The 19,236-nt window shown below is 51.4% G+C and carries 19 protein-coding genes; 18 read left to right on the top strand and 1 reads right to left on the bottom strand.

What is annotated here, in order from left to right:
* Window positions 1–6 precede the first annotated feature (6 nt).
* The 3 genes from KPHS_p100790 (at window position 7) to KPHS_p100770 (ending at window position 2,318) form a co-directional block, all read left to right on the top strand.
* On the top strand, window positions 7–906 hold the full coding sequence (locus tag KPHS_p100790) for a hypothetical protein (protein YP_005220886.1): 900 nt from the start codon (window positions 7–9) through the stop codon (window positions 904–906).
* Window positions 907–932: 26 nt separating this feature from the next.
* Complete coding sequence (locus KPHS_p100780) at window positions 933–1,811, top strand: hypothetical protein (RefSeq protein ID YP_005220885.1); 879 nt, start codon at window positions 933–935, stop codon at window positions 1,809–1,811.
* A 78-nt stretch (window positions 1,812–1,889) separates the two neighbouring features.
* On the top strand, window positions 1,890–2,318 hold the full coding sequence (locus KPHS_p100770) for a hypothetical protein (RefSeq protein ID YP_005220884.1): 429 nt from the start codon (window positions 1,890–1,892) through the stop codon (window positions 2,316–2,318).
* Here KPHS_p100770 and KPHS_p100760 read toward each other — a convergent pair.
* The gene (locus KPHS_p100760; RefSeq protein ID YP_005220883.1) at window positions 2,294–2,482 is read right to left on the bottom strand and encodes a hypothetical protein; all 189 of its coding nucleotides are present in this window, start codon (window positions 2,480–2,482) and stop codon (window positions 2,294–2,296) included. The genes KPHS_p100770 and KPHS_p100760 overlap by 25 nt on opposite strands.
* Window positions 2,483–2,649: 167 nt before the next feature.
* Between KPHS_p100760 and KPHS_p100750 the strand changes: the two genes are divergently transcribed.
* From KPHS_p100750 to KPHS_p100610, 15 genes are all read left to right on the top strand, one after another.
* Window positions 2,650–2,799 carry a hypothetical protein gene (locus KPHS_p100750; RefSeq protein ID YP_005220882.1) on the top strand — a complete coding sequence of 50 codons (150 nt, stop codon included), beginning with the start codon at window positions 2,650–2,652 and terminating at the stop codon, window positions 2,797–2,799.
* A complete protein-coding gene (locus KPHS_p100740; protein YP_005220881.1) occupies window positions 2,799–3,632 on the top strand; it encodes a hypothetical protein in 834 nt (277 codons plus the stop codon). The genes KPHS_p100750 and KPHS_p100740 overlap by 1 nt, the downstream gene beginning before the upstream one ends.
* A 97-nt stretch (window positions 3,633–3,729) precedes the next feature.
* On the top strand, window positions 3,730–4,074 hold the full coding sequence (locus KPHS_p100730; protein ID YP_005220880.1) for a hypothetical protein: 345 nt from the start codon (window positions 3,730–3,732) through the stop codon (window positions 4,072–4,074).
* Window positions 4,065–4,538: a hypothetical protein gene (locus tag KPHS_p100720; RefSeq protein YP_005220879.1), complete on the top strand. Its 474-nt coding sequence runs from the start codon at window positions 4,065–4,067 to the stop codon at window positions 4,536–4,538. The genes KPHS_p100730 and KPHS_p100720 overlap by 10 nt, the downstream gene beginning before the upstream one ends.
* Before the next feature lies 1 nt (window position 4,539).
* Window positions 4,540–4,932, top strand: coding sequence for a hypothetical protein (locus KPHS_p100710; RefSeq protein ID YP_005220878.1), 393 nt, complete (start codon window positions 4,540–4,542; stop codon window positions 4,930–4,932).
* Window positions 4,933–4,999: 67 nt separating this feature from the next.
* Window positions 5,000–5,746 (top strand): hypothetical protein, encoded by a 747-nt coding sequence (locus tag KPHS_p100700; protein ID YP_005220877.1) that lies wholly within the window; start codon window positions 5,000–5,002, stop codon window positions 5,744–5,746.
* Between the two features lie 61 nt (window positions 5,747–5,807).
* Window positions 5,808–6,125 carry a hypothetical protein gene (locus tag KPHS_p100690; protein ID YP_005220876.1) on the top strand — a complete coding sequence of 106 codons (318 nt, stop codon included), beginning with the start codon at window positions 5,808–5,810 and terminating at the stop codon, window positions 6,123–6,125.
* A 125-nt stretch (window positions 6,126–6,250) separates the two neighbouring features.
* Window positions 6,251–6,475 carry a hypothetical protein gene (locus tag KPHS_p100680; RefSeq protein YP_005220875.1) on the top strand — a complete coding sequence of 75 codons (225 nt, stop codon included), beginning with the start codon at window positions 6,251–6,253 and terminating at the stop codon, window positions 6,473–6,475.
* A 7-nt stretch (window positions 6,476–6,482) separates the two neighbouring features.
* Window positions 6,483–9,683: a hypothetical protein gene (locus KPHS_p100670; protein ID YP_005220874.1), complete on the top strand. Its 3,201-nt coding sequence runs from the start codon at window positions 6,483–6,485 to the stop codon at window positions 9,681–9,683.
* A 1-nt stretch (window position 9,684) separates the two neighbouring features.
* Complete coding sequence (locus KPHS_p100660) at window positions 9,685–11,022, top strand: putative phage tail tape measure protein (protein ID YP_005220873.1); 1,338 nt, start codon at window positions 9,685–9,687, stop codon at window positions 11,020–11,022.
* A gap of 43 nt (window positions 11,023–11,065) precedes the next feature.
* Window positions 11,066–11,401, top strand: coding sequence for a minor tail fiber protein M (locus KPHS_p100650; protein ID YP_005220872.1), 336 nt, complete (start codon window positions 11,066–11,068; stop codon window positions 11,399–11,401).
* A gap of 86 nt (window positions 11,402–11,487) precedes the next feature.
* Window positions 11,488–12,186 (top strand): putative phage tail protein, encoded by a 699-nt coding sequence (locus tag KPHS_p100640; protein YP_005220871.1) that lies wholly within the window; start codon window positions 11,488–11,490, stop codon window positions 12,184–12,186.
* Window positions 12,179–12,976 (top strand): putative phage tail protein, encoded by a 798-nt coding sequence (locus tag KPHS_p100630; protein YP_005220870.1) that lies wholly within the window; start codon window positions 12,179–12,181, stop codon window positions 12,974–12,976. The genes KPHS_p100640 and KPHS_p100630 overlap by 8 nt, the downstream gene beginning before the upstream one ends.
* Window positions 12,964–13,575 (top strand): putative phage tail protein, encoded by a 612-nt coding sequence (locus tag KPHS_p100620; RefSeq protein YP_005220869.1) that lies wholly within the window; start codon window positions 12,964–12,966, stop codon window positions 13,573–13,575. Before KPHS_p100630 ends, KPHS_p100620 begins: the two co-directional genes overlap by 13 nt.
* A 16-nt stretch (window positions 13,576–13,591) precedes the next feature.
* Window positions 13,592–19,216 (top strand): putative phage tail protein, encoded by a 5,625-nt coding sequence (locus KPHS_p100610; protein ID YP_005220868.1) that lies wholly within the window; start codon window positions 13,592–13,594, stop codon window positions 19,214–19,216.
* The last annotated feature ends 20 nt before the right edge of the window (window positions 19,217–19,236 follow it).

Raw genomic sequence — 19,236 nt, 5'->3', positions numbered from 1 at the left:
ATTTTTATGAATCTGTGGCAAATGCTAATGGCCCGTCGTGGCCTCATGGATGTCGCCGAATCACATGAACGTGGTGGCGCAGGTGCTGGAGCTCCCGCTGGTGCAGAAGAGCAGGGCACCCAGGAATCTGGTAAGCAGAACGGCGAGCAGAAAGATCAGCCGAAAATCGAAGACGATGAATTCGGAGGGATGACTCAGGAAGAGTTGCTCGCTGAATTGCGTAAATCCAAGAAAGCCGGTGCTGACCTGCTGAAAGAGAACATGAAACGCAAGGAAAAAGAGCGTGCCATGGCCGATCAGCTGGCTCAGTACGGTGATATCGATCCGGCACGAGCACGCCAGCTTCTTGAAGCTGAGCAAGCCGCAGAAAACGCACGCCGTGAGGCGGAGCAAGCTGAACTGGAACGCCGCGGTGAATTCGATGCTGTGAAAAAGCAAATGATCGAAGCTCACCAGGCTGAGATGGCTCAACGTGATGAACGTTTTTCCGCTCTGGAGAGCGAAAACGCCGCACTTAAAGCCCAGCTGGTTGAAATGACCGTCGGCGCTTCCTTTTCTGGCTCCAATTTCCTGCGTGAAAAAGTTCTGATGACTCCGGCTAAGGCCCGCGTTATCTACGGCTCTCATTTCGAAGTGGGTGAAGACGGTAACGTCGTTGGCTATGACAAGCCGGCAGGTCAGAAAGAGCGTGCTGTTCTGGTTGACGGCGAAGGTAAGCCGTTACCGTTCGAATCCGCGATTGAGCGTATTTTACGTGCAGATCCGGAAGCTGACGCTTTATTGCGCAGCGAAGCTAAGCAGGGTGCTGGTTCAATTAGTAAACCGACCCACAAAGTAACCCAGCCGAAGAACAAGTCGACAATGGATAAGTTGACTGCCGGTTTAGGGAAAATCGGAATCAAGTAACATCTTAAATCATAGGGAAATGAAAGATGCCATTACTGCGTGAAGAAGCTGAAAAGCTGTCTAATAACGAGCTTGAACAGGGCGTGATCGAGACCATTATCGATCGTGACGACCTGTTCGCCGTCCTGCCTTTCATGAAGATCAATTCGAAGGCATATCTGTATAACCGCGAAAAAACCCTGAGCGAAGCTACTTTCATTGATGTGAACGACACCATCACCGAAGGTGCAGCAACCTTCGAAGAGAAAGTTGCGAAGCTGCGCATTCTGGCTGGCGACGTTGACGTCGACAAATTCCTGGCTACCACTATGGCTGATACCAACAACCAGCTGGCTATCCAGGTTCGTCAGAAAGTCAAAGGTCTGGCTCGTGCCTTCCGTCGCAATCTGATTGTTGGCGACTCCACCACTAACAACAAAGCCTTCGACGGTATTCCGAAGCTGATGCATGATGATCAGAAGATCGACATCTCCGGCGCATCCATGACTTTCTCTATGTTCGACGAACTGGTCGACGCAGTTAAAGATCTGGGCGCAGACTGCATCATGATGCGTTCTGAGCATCTTCGCGCATATCGTGCGCTGCTGCGAACTGTAAACGTAGGCCCGTCCGAAATCATGATGGAAAACTTCGGTCGACCAATGCTGTGCCATAACGGCGTTCCGTTTATCGTAAACGACTTCATTCCGGTTGCGGACTCCACCAAAGCGGATATCTACTGTCTGCACCTTTCTGAAGAAAACGGTGTAACTGGTCTGTACGGCGGCGAAAACGCCGGTATCGTTGTGGAAAACATTGGCACCGTTCAGAACAAAGACGCAGTACGTACTCGTGTGAAGTGGTACTGCTCTCTGGCCAATAAGCACGACAAAGCTATCGCGGCGCTGACTAACGTCAAAATTTAATCCTAATAATAGGTAAGTACTTACCTATTATTTTTAAATGGGTGGGCTATACGCCCGCCCTTTTTATGGGAGCGATATATGTCAGAAAAAAAAGTGAAGATCACTGAAAAGGCCTTCACCGACTTTACGGGGGTTATGTTCCGTACTTCTTTCACTAAATCGGTGTCCGATCATCCAGTAAACGAGCGCATGCAGAACCGTATCACCGCAGCTATGCGAGCGGTTCCGATGGAGCCCACTGTCGCTGTTACTGGTGTGTCGGTAAGTCCTAAGTCGGCATCGGTGGAGGTGAAAAAAACGGTTCAACTCACGGCTACCGTGGCGCCTGCTGGTGCTACCAACAAGAAAGTTACCTGGGCGTCGAAAAATGCTGAATTTGCAACGGTTGACGCGGCTACTGGTCTCGTGACCGGCGTTGCAGAAGGGACTGCAACAATTGAAGTCACGACCGCAGACGGCAGCCATAAAGCAACCGCAACTGTTCAAGTTACAGCAGCTGCAGCCTGATTCAGTAACAAGGGGTGGCTCTGGCCACCCTGTTCAGAGGAAAACTCATGAAACCAGCAAAAATTCATCTTCTGGAACCTCAGTTCCTTGGATACACGGGCATCCTGTGCGGCGTTTACTTTAAAGACGGCATTTCCGTAGCAGAGCTGCCATTCCTCGATCAACAGCGGATCTGTGCCTCAATGCGTGCCGAAACGATTGATGGGCAAAATGTCTCTCCATCAGCTGCCTTCAGCAATCGTAACGAGCTGGTGGCCGATCAGATTGTGGAGCCTACGGCCCCTGATATTGTCCCTATGAAACGTGGCGTCGCGAAGGAGGAGACAAACAAGTGCAGCGCTTCACCCGAGAAGAGCTGGAGTCCATTGCTGACTGTGAAGGTATCGCCGGCCTGCGCCAGATCGGCAACACGCTTGGCGTGAAAGCGAAGGGCATTGTTGAAATGATCGAGGGCATCCTGAAAGCACAAGGCGGTGAGTGATGGCTCTGATCGACACGTTTCGTAGCGGAGACATCGTGTCTCTGACCTTCGCCTTTAACGTACTGGATATCGACTCCGCCTCTTATACGGTGCGAGATAGTGCAGGCACAACACTTGTGGACGAAGAGCCTCTCGATATTGCAGAAGGCCAAATGTCTATACCGGTTGTGATCTCAGCAGAGCATAACCAGCTGGTCGAAAAAGAGCGTGATCTGCGCTACGTCATCGTGAAGGCCACAGCGGGTGGGCTAACCCATGAAGAGCGGCAGATGTATGTGCTGCTTAATAGCTTTGAACTATCCGTCCCGGCTCAGTCGTTTGCCACCGTAGCCGATGCTCAAATGCAGGCCATTGATATGATCAATGGAGATACATTGCTGGCTGATGGAGAGGGTTTGATGCGCAAGCGGCTAATCGAAGCGACACGGCGAATCAAAACCTTACCTTTCTCTATCCGGAGGATCATGCGCATCGATTTCGATCGGTATGACCGTCCCCAAAACATGCTGAATGTCTATGACATTCCCTGGGGGGCTGACGGCGTGTATCGGCAGGATTTGGTGGACTGGGAGCGGATCACTTCGGAGCAGTTTGCGGATTTGCCAGACTACTTTAAAGAGGCGCTGCTTCTGGCCACTGTTAATGAGGCATGCGAGATCGCCAATGGCAACGATATTGCGAGTGCGCGAGAAGACGGCATTTTGTCTGAATCGATCGGTGAAACAACCAATATGTACCGCACAAGCAAAGTGGCGAATGTCCGTGTGGCCCGCAGCACCTGGCGATTGCTTATTAGTTACATCAACAATCGGATGATTGTTCGTCGTGCGTAACACACGTCGTGCTCTTTACTTCTGGTCGACAGGCCAAAGACGGGAAACCGCGCCTCCGCCTGGTAATGAGTGCGACGACTTCACACAAGGAGAGTGGATGAATATTTCGTGGCAAGCCGAATTGTCGATCTACCGGTTTGGTTCCAAAAATGTCTACGGTGAAGCGCAATTGCAGTTCGTCAGGAAGACGAAAGTAGGCGTCGTTAAATTTGAACAGAGCAATGAAAAATCGTCCGTCAGGGCAGATAGCTCTGGAAGCCGCGGAAAGGCGGCGCTGGAGTTGTTTGACGCTGTACTTATTGTTCCACTTGAAGCCGCTGTTCAACTCGATGACGTTCTTGTGCTGGAGGGACAGAAGCTGAAGGTCTCAAGCGTACATCGGCGATGGGGACTACGTGGCCGCCCTGGGCATCTTGAGTTGGGGGCGAATATATGGGTTTGAAATATGACGCACACCAGTTTAAGCGTGCCGGCGCCAGACTTAATAACAGCCAGAAAGCGTTCAAGCGATATCTAATCAGGGACATGGAAAAGCTGGCGCGTCTGGTTGAACGACTGGCACGAGCCATGGCCCCGCTTGAAACCGGTTCGCTTGAGAGCGCCATTTTTGCACGGGTTGTAAAAGAAGGATACGCGGGGCTTCGTATTGAGCTTTCCGTTTCAGGCGCAAAGCAGCGAGAAGGGCATCCAGGCGTTGAGGTTGGGGACTATGCCAAATACATGGAGCTTGGTAAGTACCGTCTTGGTTATTTGTCTCGTATGAAGAATGTTACCAACCCTCCTGTCGCCGGCGTGAAGCCTAAAGTGGGCCCATATTTCCTTGAGCGAGCGACTCAGATCAGCGAAAAGCAATTTTCGCAAACGATCATGGAAGCTGCCAGAAAAGCAGGATTTACGCGAGGTTGACATGTTTGTAGAAGCATTCGCAAAATTGATACAGAAAAATGGGCTTGGAAAAGTAGGGACGGACATTTTCTGTCACTATATGCCAGCAAAAGTTAAGTCTGGCATTTTGCTGATTAATCCCAATACAGGCATAGCCATCGACCCGGATTTGCAGGGTTTTTACTTCGACTCATTCACGATAGTAGTTCGCAATGCGAGTATCACAAAATCTGTTGAAATGGCCAACAAAATCATGGATATCCTTCCTGTTAGCAACGTTGAGTCTGACGGGGTATTCTTCAAAATGGTTAGGCCGATGGCGATGCCAATAACGTATCCAATAAATGACGGATCGCTTATTGAAACAGGGATTCCACTTGAATTTGCCGGGTACTTTATTGAACTGAATAAATAAGTAAGTATATACTTACCATTGTGTGTCGGAATGACACTGTTTTAACGGAAAAAGGAGTTTTCCAATAATGTCCAATACCCATGTTAAAAACATCAAGCTTGGCGCCTGCAAGGTGTCGTTTGGTGGCGTGGATCTGGGTTACACCAAAGGCGGTGTTCAGGTTGAAATCGCAACCGAAACGCTGAAAGTGACCGTAGACCAGCTGGGCCAGACCACGATCTCCGAGCTGATCCAAGGCCGCAACATCACCATTACTGCGCCGCTGGCTGAATCCGTGTTGAAAAACATGGTCGATCTGATGCCAGGTTCAACGCTGAGTTCTGGCGAAGATACCGTAACCATCACGTCTGCGCAGGGTGTGAACCTGATCGACGTTGCAAAAGAGTTGGTGCTGACCCCGCAGGATGCGACGGATTATGTTCTGACCATCCCTAAAGCAGCAACCGCGGGTAACTTCACCATGACCTACCAGTCTGACGACGTTCGCGTGTTCTCAGTTGAGTTTTCCGCTTACCCGGACGACGCTGGCGTGTTGGGGAAAATGAGCCTCCCAAAGCCGGTTGAGAGCGTCACGCTGACCCCGTCTTCACCGACCGTAAAAGTGGGCGCTAAAGTTCAGTTGAGCGCAACCTTTACCCCGGCCGATGCAACCAATAAGACTGGCGTGTGGAGCTCTGATGCGACTGATAAAGCAACCGTAGATCAGAACGGACTGGTAACTGGTAAAGCTGTCGGTTCAGCCAATATCACCTTCACAACTAATGACGGCGCCAAGAAGGCGACCAAAGCCGTCTCTGTAACTGCCGCAAGCTAAATTGTGATAACCCAAGAGGCCCATGGATGGGCCTCTGTATGAGTTTAAAAGGATTTAAACCATGACCAAATTACTCGATCTCGACTCCATTCTGCCGCCGAAAAAAAGCATCAAATTTGGTGGCAAAGAATATCCCATCGTTGAAATGACCGTCGGCCTCTTTGTTTCTATCAAGCAGATGGAAGACAAAGACCTCATGAATATGTCTCCCGTCGACCAGGTAACTGCCTACGCAGAACTGGTACGCAAAGTCATTCCGTCAGTACCTGACTCCGTTCTGGAAAAACTGACTGTCCAGCAACTCCAGCAGATCTTCACTTTCGCCATGGAAGTGATTGATGAAGAGAACGAAAAAGCGGCTGGCGAAGGGGCAAAGTAATATCCCGCGATGAATCCGGGGTAAAGACCGTTTCGATAGATCTCGGATTCTATTTCAGTCGTGTAGTTGCTCACTACGCCGTATCGCCAATAGAGCTACTGAGTGTCCCGTTGACCATGTTCTGGATGCTCAGCCGCAATATCGATCGTCTGCGAGCGGAAGAGGATGTCCGCAATCTGCAGGTCGCCCGCGTCGCCCAAGCGGATGGCGATGGCGTTAAGGCGTTCATGGAGGGTTTGCAACTCAGGATTGGAAGGCCAGTCGTTACTGATAAAGTCTACCGTCCGCATATGGATAAGGCAGACCCCGACGCCAAAGAGCAGCTGATGCAAATTTTTGGCAGAGGATGACAAGGGAATGTCACAAAACGTAGAGTTTATCCTGTCGCTGGAAGACAAACAGTTTACGGCGTCAATCGACCGGGCGGGTAAATTACTTACCAAATTTGGCGAGCGGGCTACCAAACCGGCTCAAAAAATTAAAAACCTCGAGCGCTCTCTGGGTTCGGTCTCCAGCATTCTTGGCGCTCTTGAAACCAGACTCAATTCTACGGCAGACAAACTACAGGACGTAGCTGCCGGTTTTGAACTCGTTTCCAACACCTCTCGAAAGGCACAACGTGAACTGTCCGCTATCAGCACTGATTTGCGGACATTCACAGATCGCGTTGATTCAGCCACATCGTCTACGCACAAGTTCCTGGCCTCATTGCGGAAGGTTCAGTCGGAACTCAATGAGTTTTCTGATTGGGTTAAATACGCAGGAGACCATGCCGGTAAATTCAACACTGAGATCAAGGGTGCCACTACTTCTCTTGGTGGAATGAACACCAGACTAAATGCGACCAGCAAGCGTCTGAGCAATTGGGGAACAACGACAAGCCAGGCGGCCGAGGGGTTAAAAAAAGTCAAAGATCAGATGGATGGCGTTATTCGAAGCCAGCAGCTGATCAGCCGTCCAGTCAGGGTCAGAACAACCACAACGGGTGGGGGAGGCAGCGGAGGTGGCGCTGATCGATTTACCGCTGCGTCCCATCGCGGTGGCAGTCGTGAAAATGGCGTCTTTTCTGGATTACGCGGCAATATTTTCCTTCTGGGAGAAATTGGGGATGCTGCCAGAACGGTTACTGACATCCTGTTTGGTTGGCAGAAGCCGATCGTAGATGCTGCGGCCGAAATGCAGCGTATGCGTGTCATGTTGCGTGGGTTGAACAAGGATAAAGTCAATCCTGGAGAAGCCGCTGCTCAAGACATGCAGTATATCGTGAATATGGCGAAAAACGCCCCATTTGCGATGCAGGCCTTAACCGACTCATTTGTGAAATTCCGTTCTGCTGGGCTCGATCCCACTGATGGTTCGTTAAAGGCACTGGTGGACTCAGTCGCACGTTTTGGTGGCGATAGTGAGTTGCTTAAGCGAGCGGCGGTGGCTGTCCAGCAAATGTCTGGTAAGGGCGTCGTGTCGATGGAAGAGCTCCGCCAGCAATTGGGTGAAGCGGTTCCAAATGCGATGAAGGCCATGGCAGATGCGGCCGGTATCACGATGGGGGAGCTAACCAAAGCCGTATCCAGTGGGACCGTTGAAGCGAAACAGGCTCTTTCGTTGATGTTTGTTGGTTTGCGTGCGGAAAACGAAAATGCCGCCAAAGATATGATGCAAACCTACACCGGTGCGCTGGCGCAGCTGCAAACCTCTTTCACTCTGTTTGCCGATCGAGTGGGTCAGGCTGGGTACCTTGACTCTCTGACCAAGGGGATGAAAGAGCTGTCGGCCGTAATGAACAGCGCAGAAGGCATTTCGTTCGCTAATTCATTGGGAGAGGGGCTTACCACCGCGATTGATGGCCTGCGCGAGCTGGCGCAATGGTTGGCTAAGAATCAGGAGTTGGTTATTACGCTGGGCAAAATTGTCGCCGGAATGGTGGCATTTAAAATGCTCAGAGCGGGCATTTTAGGTGTTGTCGGCGCCGGCGGCCAGATGCTTTCCACCTTCATGAAAATGTCCACTGTAATCCAGACACCATTCACGCTGGGAGCGACGGCAGTCACTCGTTTCAATCGTGCTGCACGCATGGGACTGGCACCAATCCCATCGCTCATTTTTGCCATTCGTGGCGCGATTACGGGGCTGAAAGGGGCATTCGCTGGGCTCACTGCGTTTATCGCAGCAAACCCGATTGGTGCTGCGTTTACTGTTGCAACAGTGGCTGTTGCCGGGCTGATCACCTACATGACCATGCTTCGCAACGAAACGTCCAAAGTTGTTGAGGAGATTCGCAAAATCCCCGAAGCGATGACGGCAGCCAAGCGAGCACAAATGGCGGAGCGCGCATCGCAGCTAGAGAAGCAAATTCAGCGGGATCAGCAAGCGCTTAAAACTGGCGAAAGTGTGAACTACATTTCCACTGTCGCCGGCCCTGTTGCCGTTAAGGAGTCTAAAGAGGTTGTTGAGGCTCGACTGAAGAAAAATCAGGAAGAGTACAAGAGAACCACTGACACCATCGCGCTGGGGGATGGCGCTGTATCCAAACGTCTGGCGAAAGAGGCTGCTGAATCCCAGATCGAGAAAATCCGGGCGGACAATCAGCTCTTCTCAGCTACGTTTGTTAAAGCGCGTCAGGAGGCACTGGACAAAATCCAGAAGATCAATGACGACAAAACACTGTCCGATGATGAGAAGAACAAGCTGCTTGCGCCGCTTCGAGAGACAGTAAACAAATCTTATCTGCAGCCGGCCCAGAAACTTGTCGACTCTTTATCATCGCGTAAGACCGCAACTGAAAAGCAGATCGCACATTTTAGCGATTTGCTGGAAAAGGCGAAAAAAGAAGGAAACACAGAACAGGTACAGAAGCTGCAGGGCAGTATTCGCGGCTATCAGGAACACCTGGAGACGATTGCTCAGGAACTGACACAGGCTGAGTTTGAACGCGATAACGCGGCGAAAACCGGGAAGGGCGTGAAGACCAACCAAGGAACAGTGCTTGGGTTGGGCACCAGCGACAAAGGCGCTGACAAAGCGCTCGCGCAGTACATGCGCAACCAGATGGACTCTGCGGTTTACCAGCGAACGCTGCCTGATGGCACACCAATGATGGATTTTGAAGGAAAACCTATCATTGGGCCGAAGCAGCTTAAAACTCAGCTTAACCTGCAGAAAGCCTCAACTGCATCTTCTCTGGAAAAGATGAGCGAGAAGGAGCGTGCAGCCGCCATAGCCGCATTAACCAAAGCTCGTGAACAAGATGCCGCTGCTGCCGAGAGGGCAGGGAAGCGTACTGCGAATGCCTCTGAACGCGCCGCGAAAAGGGAGGAAAGAGCGCAACAGAAGCTGGCTGCCGGCTACCAGAAGGCTCTGGATAAAGCTGATCAGCTCATGGGGCAAATGGGCGAAAGTTCAAAGGCTACTGTGTCGTTTGATCAGTCGCTGCGTGATGTCACCAAGTCACTAACCGATCTTGCAAACGCCACGCCTAACGAGTTTATCTCGCAGGAGATGGTTGACCAGGCCAAAAAAACGTCTCGCGGATTTGAGGAACGCTACCCCCGAATACCGTGAAATGTTTAATCGCCGTAACGTCGAGCAAATGATCAGCGCTTGGGCGCCGGAATCGGATTCGATTATCAGCGCAGGCTTGATGCAAAGCCATGAGGAGAAGGCTGCCGAGTTTTCGGATACCTACAACCGCAATCTTAAGGCGCTGATCGAGCTGCGTGATAAGGCGACTGACCCGAAAATCATCTCGCTTTACAACAAGCAGCTTAATCAGCTGGTGGCCGCTGGCAATAATGCGCTGATTAAGCAAACAGGCACAGCGACCCAGCAGTTGGCTCTGGAATATGAAAACCTGGCTGACCAGATCGAAGGTACCTGGACAGATCTGTTTAGCGGTTTAACTGACACGCTTACTGACTTTGTTGTTAACGGGAAGATGAGCATCTCCAGTCTGGCCACATCGTTCCTTAAAGACATCACCAACATGGTCGTGAAGACTCAGATCACTCTGCCTCTCATGAATATGTTGGGAATGGGAACGACAAACGCTGGCAATGCACAAAGTGGAAATCTCATGAATGGCGTAGCGTCTGCGATCGCTAATCAAGGGGTTCAGCTAGGTAATTCTGGTGTGTCGGTGGCCAATGGGGATAAATCTGTCGGCGAGGCCACTAAGGAGACAGCCTCCGGCGTGAACTCTATGGGGCAAGCGTCTCAGAATGCGGCCAGTGGTTTAAGTCAGGCGGTGAATGGCGTCTGGGACTGGACTAAGTCATTGTTCACCGGTACTGACGCTACAAAAGATCAAACCAAAGCGGTTAACAGCAGCATCCTCAGTATGGGGAATCTGTCTACCGCGGCTGGGGCGCTGGCAGCTACATTCGCCATGGTAGGTGCTTCGTCGTCGAGTTCGTCCAGCCGTTGGCTAAATTTCGGTCTGTCACTGGCCAGTACCGCAGTGTCCGCCTGGGCTGGGTCAGCTTCATCGTCTTCATCTGAGCCAAAGCCTAATGTGAAGAAACACGCCAATGGCGGCATCTTTGGCAAGGAAGGGGTTGTACCTCTGAGAGCCTATCAGAAAGGCGGAATCGCCACCTCACCGCAGTTGGCGATGTTTGGCGAGGGCTCAATGAATGAGGCTTACGTACCGCTGCCAGATGGTCGAACCATTCCAGTCACACTTTCTGCAGAGTCGGCTGGAAAGAGTACGGGTAACGCGGTGTCCCCTGTCTCAATTCAAATCAATGTGACCAAGGATGGACGAACCAGCGAGAGCAGCAGTGGAAGCGAGAGCAATCTCTGGAACGGTGCAGCGCGGCAAATTAAGTCGATTGTGCTTGAGACGATTGCCGAAGAGAAACGTTCTGGTGGTTCACTTAATCCGCATACCACCAGAGGGTAGTAAAGCCGGCCGCCTTAGCGGGCGGCCATAACAAGGAAGTGATATGTCGAGGAAAGTATTTAATTGGTATCCAGATTATGAGTCTGAGAAAACCGTAAAGCCTAACGTGACCGTGCTGAACTACGGCGATGATTACGAGCAGCGCCAGTCGCAGGGGCTCAATCGGATTAAAGAAGAGTGGTCTCTCACGTTCACCCGTAGCCATGACGTGGTAAACGACGTTGATGACTTTTTGACTGCCCGCGCAGGGGTGGAGTCATTCGTTTGGACTAACCCAAGAGGCAAAGCAATTATCGTGGTTTGTGATAGCCATACGGTAAAACGTTACCCAGGTTATCAAGTGCTTACGGCAACATTTAGACAGGTTTTTGAGTCTTAATTTGCGACTATAGATAAGTAAGTACTTATCTATTATTATATACCAACGTCACAGGATGTGACGTTGAGTTTTTCAAGGATGAAGTGATGGGTATTAGAGCTGATATTCAGAGTTTATCGCCTTCTTCGCTCATTGAGTTGTTCGAGCTGGATATGTCGGTGACAACCTCCGGCGGCAAGTTGTATTTCCATGCCGGCACCAACGGGCTTAGCCAGCCAATTGTCTGGCAGGGAGTTTCCTATGAGCCGTGGCCAATTAAAGCGTCTGGCTTTGATAAAAGCGGTCAGGGAACACTTCCTCGTCCAAAGATTCAGGTTTCCAACTACGACGGTGTAATTTCTGCGGAGCTGCAGGCCAATGACGATCTGATTGGCTGCAAAATCATTCGCAAGATGACGCTGGCACGTTTTCTGGACGCGGTGAACTTTCCGGATGGAAACCCGACCGCAGACCCAAGTCAGCATTTTGCTGATGAAATGTGGTTCGTCGAACAGAAGACCCTGGAGACACACCAGTATGTCGAATTCGAGTTGTCCAGCGTCTTAGATCTGATGGGTGTTCAACTGCCGTATCGTCAGATCATCAAAAACAGCTGCCCGTGGAAATATCGCGGAACAGAGTGTGGCTACACCGGCCCATATTTCGACAAAAACAACCAGCAAACCTCTTTGGCCGGCGCCGACTACTGCACCAAGCGTTACGACGCCTGTAATGCTCGTCGCAACTACTTCGCGAATGGCGTTATTCATTTTGGCGGATTTATTGGGGCGACACGATATGAGTAACCAGACGTTACCTGAGCTGGGCTCAGAAGTCATGCAGGATATCTATCGTTGCGCTATCCAACGTTACCCGAATGAAGCGTGTGGCTTTCTGGTACGCACACAGGGTGAGAAATATCGCTTTATGGAAGCGATGAATGTCTCTGAAACGCCACGTGAGGATTTTGTCATGCGTGCCAGCGACATTATTGCGGCCGAAGATGCTGGGGAAGTGATCGCTATTTGGCACTCTCACGTTGAGCGCAGCGCAGAGGCGTCAGACCCGGATCGCTCCGGGTGCGAGGCGACGGAACTACCGTGGATGATTCTGGCAATTCGCAAAAATGTGGAAAGCGATATGCCATTCCACTTTAGCGAAATGAACGTCATTTATCCGTGTGGTTTTGAGATGCCCTACCTCGGTCGCCCATACGTATTCGGTGTGTTTGATTGCTGGATGCTGTGCCGCGATTACCTAAAGCGTGAATTTGACGTTGAGCTGAATGCAAACGCCCACCTGCATATTCCTTCCTGGTACACGGGGGACAACGACATCCTCGACCAGAACTACCGAAATGAAGGACTTGTCCGCATGGCACCGGGGACGGAACCCCAGCGCGGCGACATCTTCTTCATCCAGTACGGGAAAATGCCAGATCACTGCGCGGTATACATCGGCGACGGCATGATCATGCATCACCAGATCGACCGTCTCAGCTGTCGGGCTTATTACGGTGGGATGTATCAGAAGCACACGACGCATCACCTGCGTCACAGGGATTTACTCAAGGGAGACGAGACGTGTCTGAATTAGTTCATGTTCAACTCGGCGGTGCGATGGCAAAGAACTTTGGCCGCCATTGGAAATTGAAGGTGCGCAACACCAAACAAGCCATCGATTTGATTGAGGCGAATCGCCCGGGCTTTAAAGCCTGGATTAAGCGTAACCGTAACCACTTCGATAAGTACCACATCCAGGTCACAAATAAGCAGGGCCACAAGTGGTCAATAGACGACACCGAATACCAGATGATGGGCGAGTCGGAAAATATCGCAAAAATCCGCATTACTCCCGTACCACGTGGCAGCGGTGGTAAGGCGTTTGGCTGGTTCCAGACTTTCGTGGGCGCCGCGATGATCGCTGTCGGCGCTCTGGCCTCTGGGCTGACTTTTGGTGCGTCTTCCGCGCTGGTGATGGGAGGGATGTCATTGATGATGGGCGGTGTGTCCATGCTGATTTCGCCGCAGGCATCAAATGCGTCTGTCAGACAGGCGGATAACACGGATTCGTTTTATTTCGATGGGCCTCAAAACACCAGCAACCAGGGAAACCCGGTTCAGCTTAATTACGGCGAGGAAATTTTAGTTGGCTCACAGATTGTGAGTTCTTCAATCACCATAGACCAACTGTAAGGGAAGTTTTTTGAACATGGATCAGTTCAAGAAAAAGAGATTGCCCCTCCTGATTGCGGGAGCGGGCGGCAAAAAGAGCTCAGGCTCAAGCCGTACACCAGTTGAAGCGGATGATACCGTTAATTCGCGGGCCATGGCGTCTATCCTCGATCTGCTCGGGGAAGGTGTTGTTGGTGGGCTTATTAACGGTGCTAAATCTATCTTCATCGATGGCGTGGCGCTGGAGAACGAAGACGGATCATTCAACTATTCCGGTGTAACCTGGGATTTCCGGGATGGTTCGCAAGACCAAAGCCCGATGCCTGGTTTCGATTTTGTCGAAACGCCAAAGGCCGTTAACACACAGCTGAAAACCACAAACGCGGTTACGGTCGCCATCGATAACGACGACGCTGATCGTGTCCGAGTGATCATGAAGTTCCCGTCGCTGCGTAGCATTGACAAGAAAACAGGGGACACAAACGGTACTTCTGTCCAGTTTAAGTTCCAGCTGGCCAATGGCAATGGCTCTTTCTATGACGTGATTGCTACAGGTGAGAGCAGCTCTGACGTGACGCTGACTGCGAAAAAGACTGGTGTCTACTACCGCAGTTACGAAATCCAGCTTCCAAAGCCTGGGCGTGCCTATAAAGTGCGCGTGCTTCGTCTCTCCGCCGACAGCAACGATCAGTATCTCTTTAACGATACCTGGGTCGACTCTATCGGTGAGATCGTTGACACCCCAATGAACTACCCGAACTCCGTTCTGGTTGGCCTTAAGGTTAACTCTGAGCAGTTTGGTAGCTCTATGCCGTCACGTTCGTATCTTATCCGTGGCCTCAAAATCCGTGTGCCTTCGAATTATGATGAAAATACAAACACTTATAACGGCGTTTGGGATGGAACATTTAAGCTTCTGTCATCTTCAAACCCTGCTTGGATTCTGTTCGATCTGCTGACCAATGCTCGTTATGGCCTCGGCAAATTTGTTTCGGAGTCAATGATTGACCTTGGCCAGCTTTATCAGATCGGTCGCTACTGCGACGAAGAGGTTGATGATGGCTTTGGCGGCAAAGAAAAACGCTTTGCAATCAACACCCAGATCACCAGTCGTCAGGACGCTTATCGTCTGATTCAGGATATTGCCGGCGCTTTCCGTGGCATGGTTTTCTGGGCTGGTGGCATGGTGAATATCATGCAGGACAGCCCGTCTGACCCTGTCATGCTGTTTACCAACGCAAACGTAAAAGATGGCCTGTTTACCTATAAAGGCTCTGCTCGAAAAGATCGGCCGTCCGTTGCTCTGATTACCTATAACAACAAACAAGACGGCTATAAGCAGAACGTTGAGTATGTTGAAGATCAGGAAGCGATGGCCCGTTATGGGGAGCGCAAGACCGAGGCCGTTGCGTTCGGATGCACCAGCCGAGGTCAGGCTCATCGTGTAGGTTTGTGGCTGCTCTATACCGCGCGTATGGAGTCAGACATGATCACCTTTACCGCGGGCCTGGACGCCTCGTTCCTGATGCCGGGCGAAACCGTTCTGATTCAGAACAAATATCGTGCCGGCAAACGCAATTCCGGTCGCATTGTCTCTTTCACCAAAAACAGCATCACCCTCGATGCACCTGTCTCTCTGAAAAAGAGCGGTAGCTTCATCCGCATCATCAATCAGGAAGGCAAAATCGTTGAGCGAGACATCAACGAGACCGGCGACAACATCACTAAAGTTACCTTCAAGACGGCGTTGGCCACAGCCGATCAACCAGTAGCGAATGGCGTCTGGACGATCACCGAACCAGACCTGGTTCCAATGCGGGCGCGCGTTGTCGCTATCGCGCAAGGTGAAACCCCGGGGTCGTTTGATATCACGGTGGTGCAGAACAATGCATCTAAGTACCAGGCGATTGATAACGGGGCCACGCTCGTTCCAGAAAATACGACGGTTCTTGATCCCACATATTCCAAACCGAGCAATCTGGTCATCTCAGAAGGCACCTATCTGTCCAGTCCGGGCAACTTGTCCGTGAAGCTGATGCTTGCCTGGGAAGGTAAATCACCAGAATACTGGGTCAGCTGGCGCCGCTCCGACGAGGGCAACGTCTCCAACTGGCAATCTGCCCGCGCCACGGAAGAACAATATGAAATCGTCAATGTTGCCGAAAATGGGCGATATGACTTCCAGCTGTATTCCGTTTCCTTCGGCGGCAAAAAATCCGAGATCATTACTGCTGTCTATCAGGTAAAAGGCACGATGACGCCGCCAGGGGCGCCCACATCACTGACCGCGGTGGGGGATTATCGTAACGTGGTATTGAATTGGGTTAACCCTGATTCAGTCGACCTCGCGCAGATCAACGTGTATGCGTCCAAAACAAATAAGCTGGACACCGCGACACTCATTGCTCAGGCCGCCACAACGACTTTCACTCACGCTGGGCTGGGTGACAACGAGACCTGGTATTACTGGATTCGTGCGGTAAACAAACGTGGGATGGTAGGCCAGCCTAACTCTAACCTCGGTACAGAGGCCACCACTCGCGACGTATTGTCTTTCCTGAAAGATAAGATCACATCTTCTGAACTCGGCAAGGAGCTGCTCGACGAAATCGACAGCAAAGCCACTCAGGAGGCGGTAGACAACGCCATTGGCGAGGTTCAGAACTCAGTCAACGAGTCTATTCAGCAAGTTGAAAACGACCTTGCGCAAACCTCCTCCGAAATTAAGGCGCAGGTTGACTCTGTCAATCAGTCGCTGAAAGAGGACATTGATACCGTCAATCAGACAATTGTCGACAATATCGATACGGTCAACCAGACGATCAATACCAACATCTCCAACGTAAACAGCCAAATTGAAGCTGCAAAACAGTCTATTAAAGACGGCGACGCTGCTCTGTCGCAGGAGATTAAGAATGCGCAGTCATCACTGACAACGTCGCTGTCCCAGACCAGCAAAGATCTGACTGCGGCCATTCAGAAAGAGACGAATGACCGTATTGCAGATGTTAATGATGCAGCCAAACAAGCGGCCGACCAACTGCTGAGCGCGAAGAATGAGCTGAAAACCTCTATCGATAGCTTGTCTGAGGTTGTGACCTCCGGTGACGAAAATCTCGCGCGACAGATCTCGCAGATTGCCGCCGGCACAGGAGAACAGTTCGACTCTCTGAAAATCTGGTATTTCGACCAGGACGCTGAAGGCTGGACGGAAGATGATAACGGCTACACGCCAATGAGCGTCACCAGCGATGGCTGGCTGAAAGCGAACAATCCGACCTCAACCTGTCGTTCCCCTAACGGCTTGACGATCGATGCCCATGCTTATCGTTTCATTAAGATGCGCATTAAAAAGGTTGGCAACCCAACCTGGAACGCCAAAATGTTCTGGATCGGCGCTGATGAAACCGGCTGGAATGCTGGTCGCTCCGTGGTTATCAATGAACCGGAATACGATGACAAGGGTATTGCGATTCTGACCCTGCACGACCTTGAGTGGCGAGATTCGACAACGATTCGTCGTTTCCGCTTCGATTTCACTTCAGGTCAGGATGCGGACAATTACCTGTTATTCGACTGGATCGCTGTCGGTCGACCGACGCCGGGCGCAGGCATGGCCGCGTTACAGGAAGAGCAGCAGGCTCGTGCGAATGCGGATACCGCCGAAGCGCAGGCGCGCAGCACATTGGCTGCACAAATCCGCGGTTCCTCTGAAAGCGGAAATCTGGACGACATTCGCTCCGGTCTGATCTATCAGGAGAAAAATGCTCGTATCACCGCCGATGCTGCGGAAGCGAGTGCGCGTGAATCCTTGCAGACTGAATTCAACAGAAACAAAGCCTCTGTTGCAGAAGAGCTGCATACGCTGTCCACTGAACAAGCTTCCCAGGCAAGCAAGATTACCGGGTTGCAAACAAGCCTTGGCCAGAAGGCCGATGCCAGTGCGGTACAGACAATTTCCCAGAAGGTCGAAGAGCAGGGCAATACCCTTAAATCACAAGGTGCGGCATTGTCTACGCTGGATAATCGCGTAGGAAGTGTTGAGTCTGGTGTATCTGCGAACAGCAAGGCGATCACCGGTCTGCAGTCGACCGTAACCCAGCAGGATAAAACCCTTAGCAGCCAGAGTGAAAGTATCACCACCCTGAATAACTCGCTGAGCGATATTCAGAGCGATACCGATACTGCCAAAAGCAACCCGAGCAATTTGCTGGTTAACGCCTCCTTTGAGCGTGACCTGGCAGGTTGGTCTGCAGGCAACAGCGTATCCAGTGTTATCAAGGCGAGTGCGCCCCATTCTGGTAGCAAAATTCTTGTTTGCGCCGCCGGCACGGTGCAAATCACGCAATCTGTAAGCGTCGTCGAAGGGCGGATATACAAGCTGTCCTCTTTTGTGCGGTGCACCACTGATGCGGTGATCAGCAGCCCTGGCAACAACAAACTGCGTATTGGCGCGGCCACGTTGCTCAAAGAGATTCCGATCCGTCCGGAGAATCTGCCCAAAGATGAAACATGGAAAGAGGTCTCTGATACCTGGAAGGCGACGCTGACCGGTAAAGTTGACGTATCGATCATGTCTTCTCTCAAAACCGGTTCTCAGTACTTCGATGATGTTGGTTTTGTTGACGTCACTGATGCTCTGGCGATTGAGGCGAACGCCAGTGCCACCAATGCTTTGACCTCTCGGGTATCGTCTGTTGAGGGCACCATCACAAGTCAGGGGCAACAGATCACTTCGATGCAGAACAGCATCAAGAACAAAGCTGACGCCTCAGCTGTGACTAATCTGACAAACCGCGTAACTGCTGCTGAAAATCAGATCTCCAGCCAGTCCCAGAGCATCACCAGCCTGTCAAACTCGCTGGATAACGCCAATGCTGATGCTGATGCCTCGAAAGCGATCATCGGCAACATGCTCAAAAACAACTCTTTTGAACGTGGTTTCGAAGGTTGGGAGTATGTCGGCTGGACTCTGCTGGAGGCCCAGACCCCCAAATCGGGGAAATACATCATCCAGGCGGGCAAACTGGCCTCTGGCGGTGACTCAGGCTGCAATCAAACGGTCGAGCTGCAGGCTGGCAAGACTTATCGTATCGGCGCATGGGTTCGCAAATCCGCTGACTTCGCGATCAATAATGCCGGCAACAACAAGATTAGCCTTCGAAACGCAGATCTGACGCCGTTAAAGGATATCTCGATCACTGGCGCCGGGCTATCGACTAACTGGGCACTTATTAGCGGGGAGTATACGCCAGCCAAAACCGCCAGCGTGGTTGTGTCTCTGCGCGCAAGTGTCGCTTCCGGCTATATGTATCTCGATGACGTCTTCTGCGTTGACGTGAGCAATGAGAAAGCGATTGATGCGACGTCCAATGCGTTATCAACCCTCAACAGCACCGTGACCCAGCAGGGAAAAGACATTACGTCTAACTCCAACAGCATCACTTCGCTGTCAAACCAGATGGTTAACGGCCGCCAGAACATGTGGGTGCGTAGCGTATACAGCGTACAACTGGCGAACAATACCACCGAGCCGACTTTTAGCGATATCAACGGTAAGGCGCCAATCTCGATCGATGAGGTTCCTGACGCGGCAAAAACTGGACTTTGCGAGCGCCGGCAGTTACGTGATCGCGCATTACAAAGCCTTCGTGAAGGTTAATGCTGATACCACCATCACTA

The organism is Klebsiella pneumoniae subsp. pneumoniae HS11286, from assembly GCF_000240185.1.
GTDB lineage: Bacteria > Pseudomonadota > Gammaproteobacteria > Enterobacterales > Enterobacteriaceae > Klebsiella > Klebsiella pneumoniae.
The sequence above is the reverse complement of the archived record's forward strand: the minus strand, read 5'-3'. Positions and strand labels throughout refer to the sequence as shown.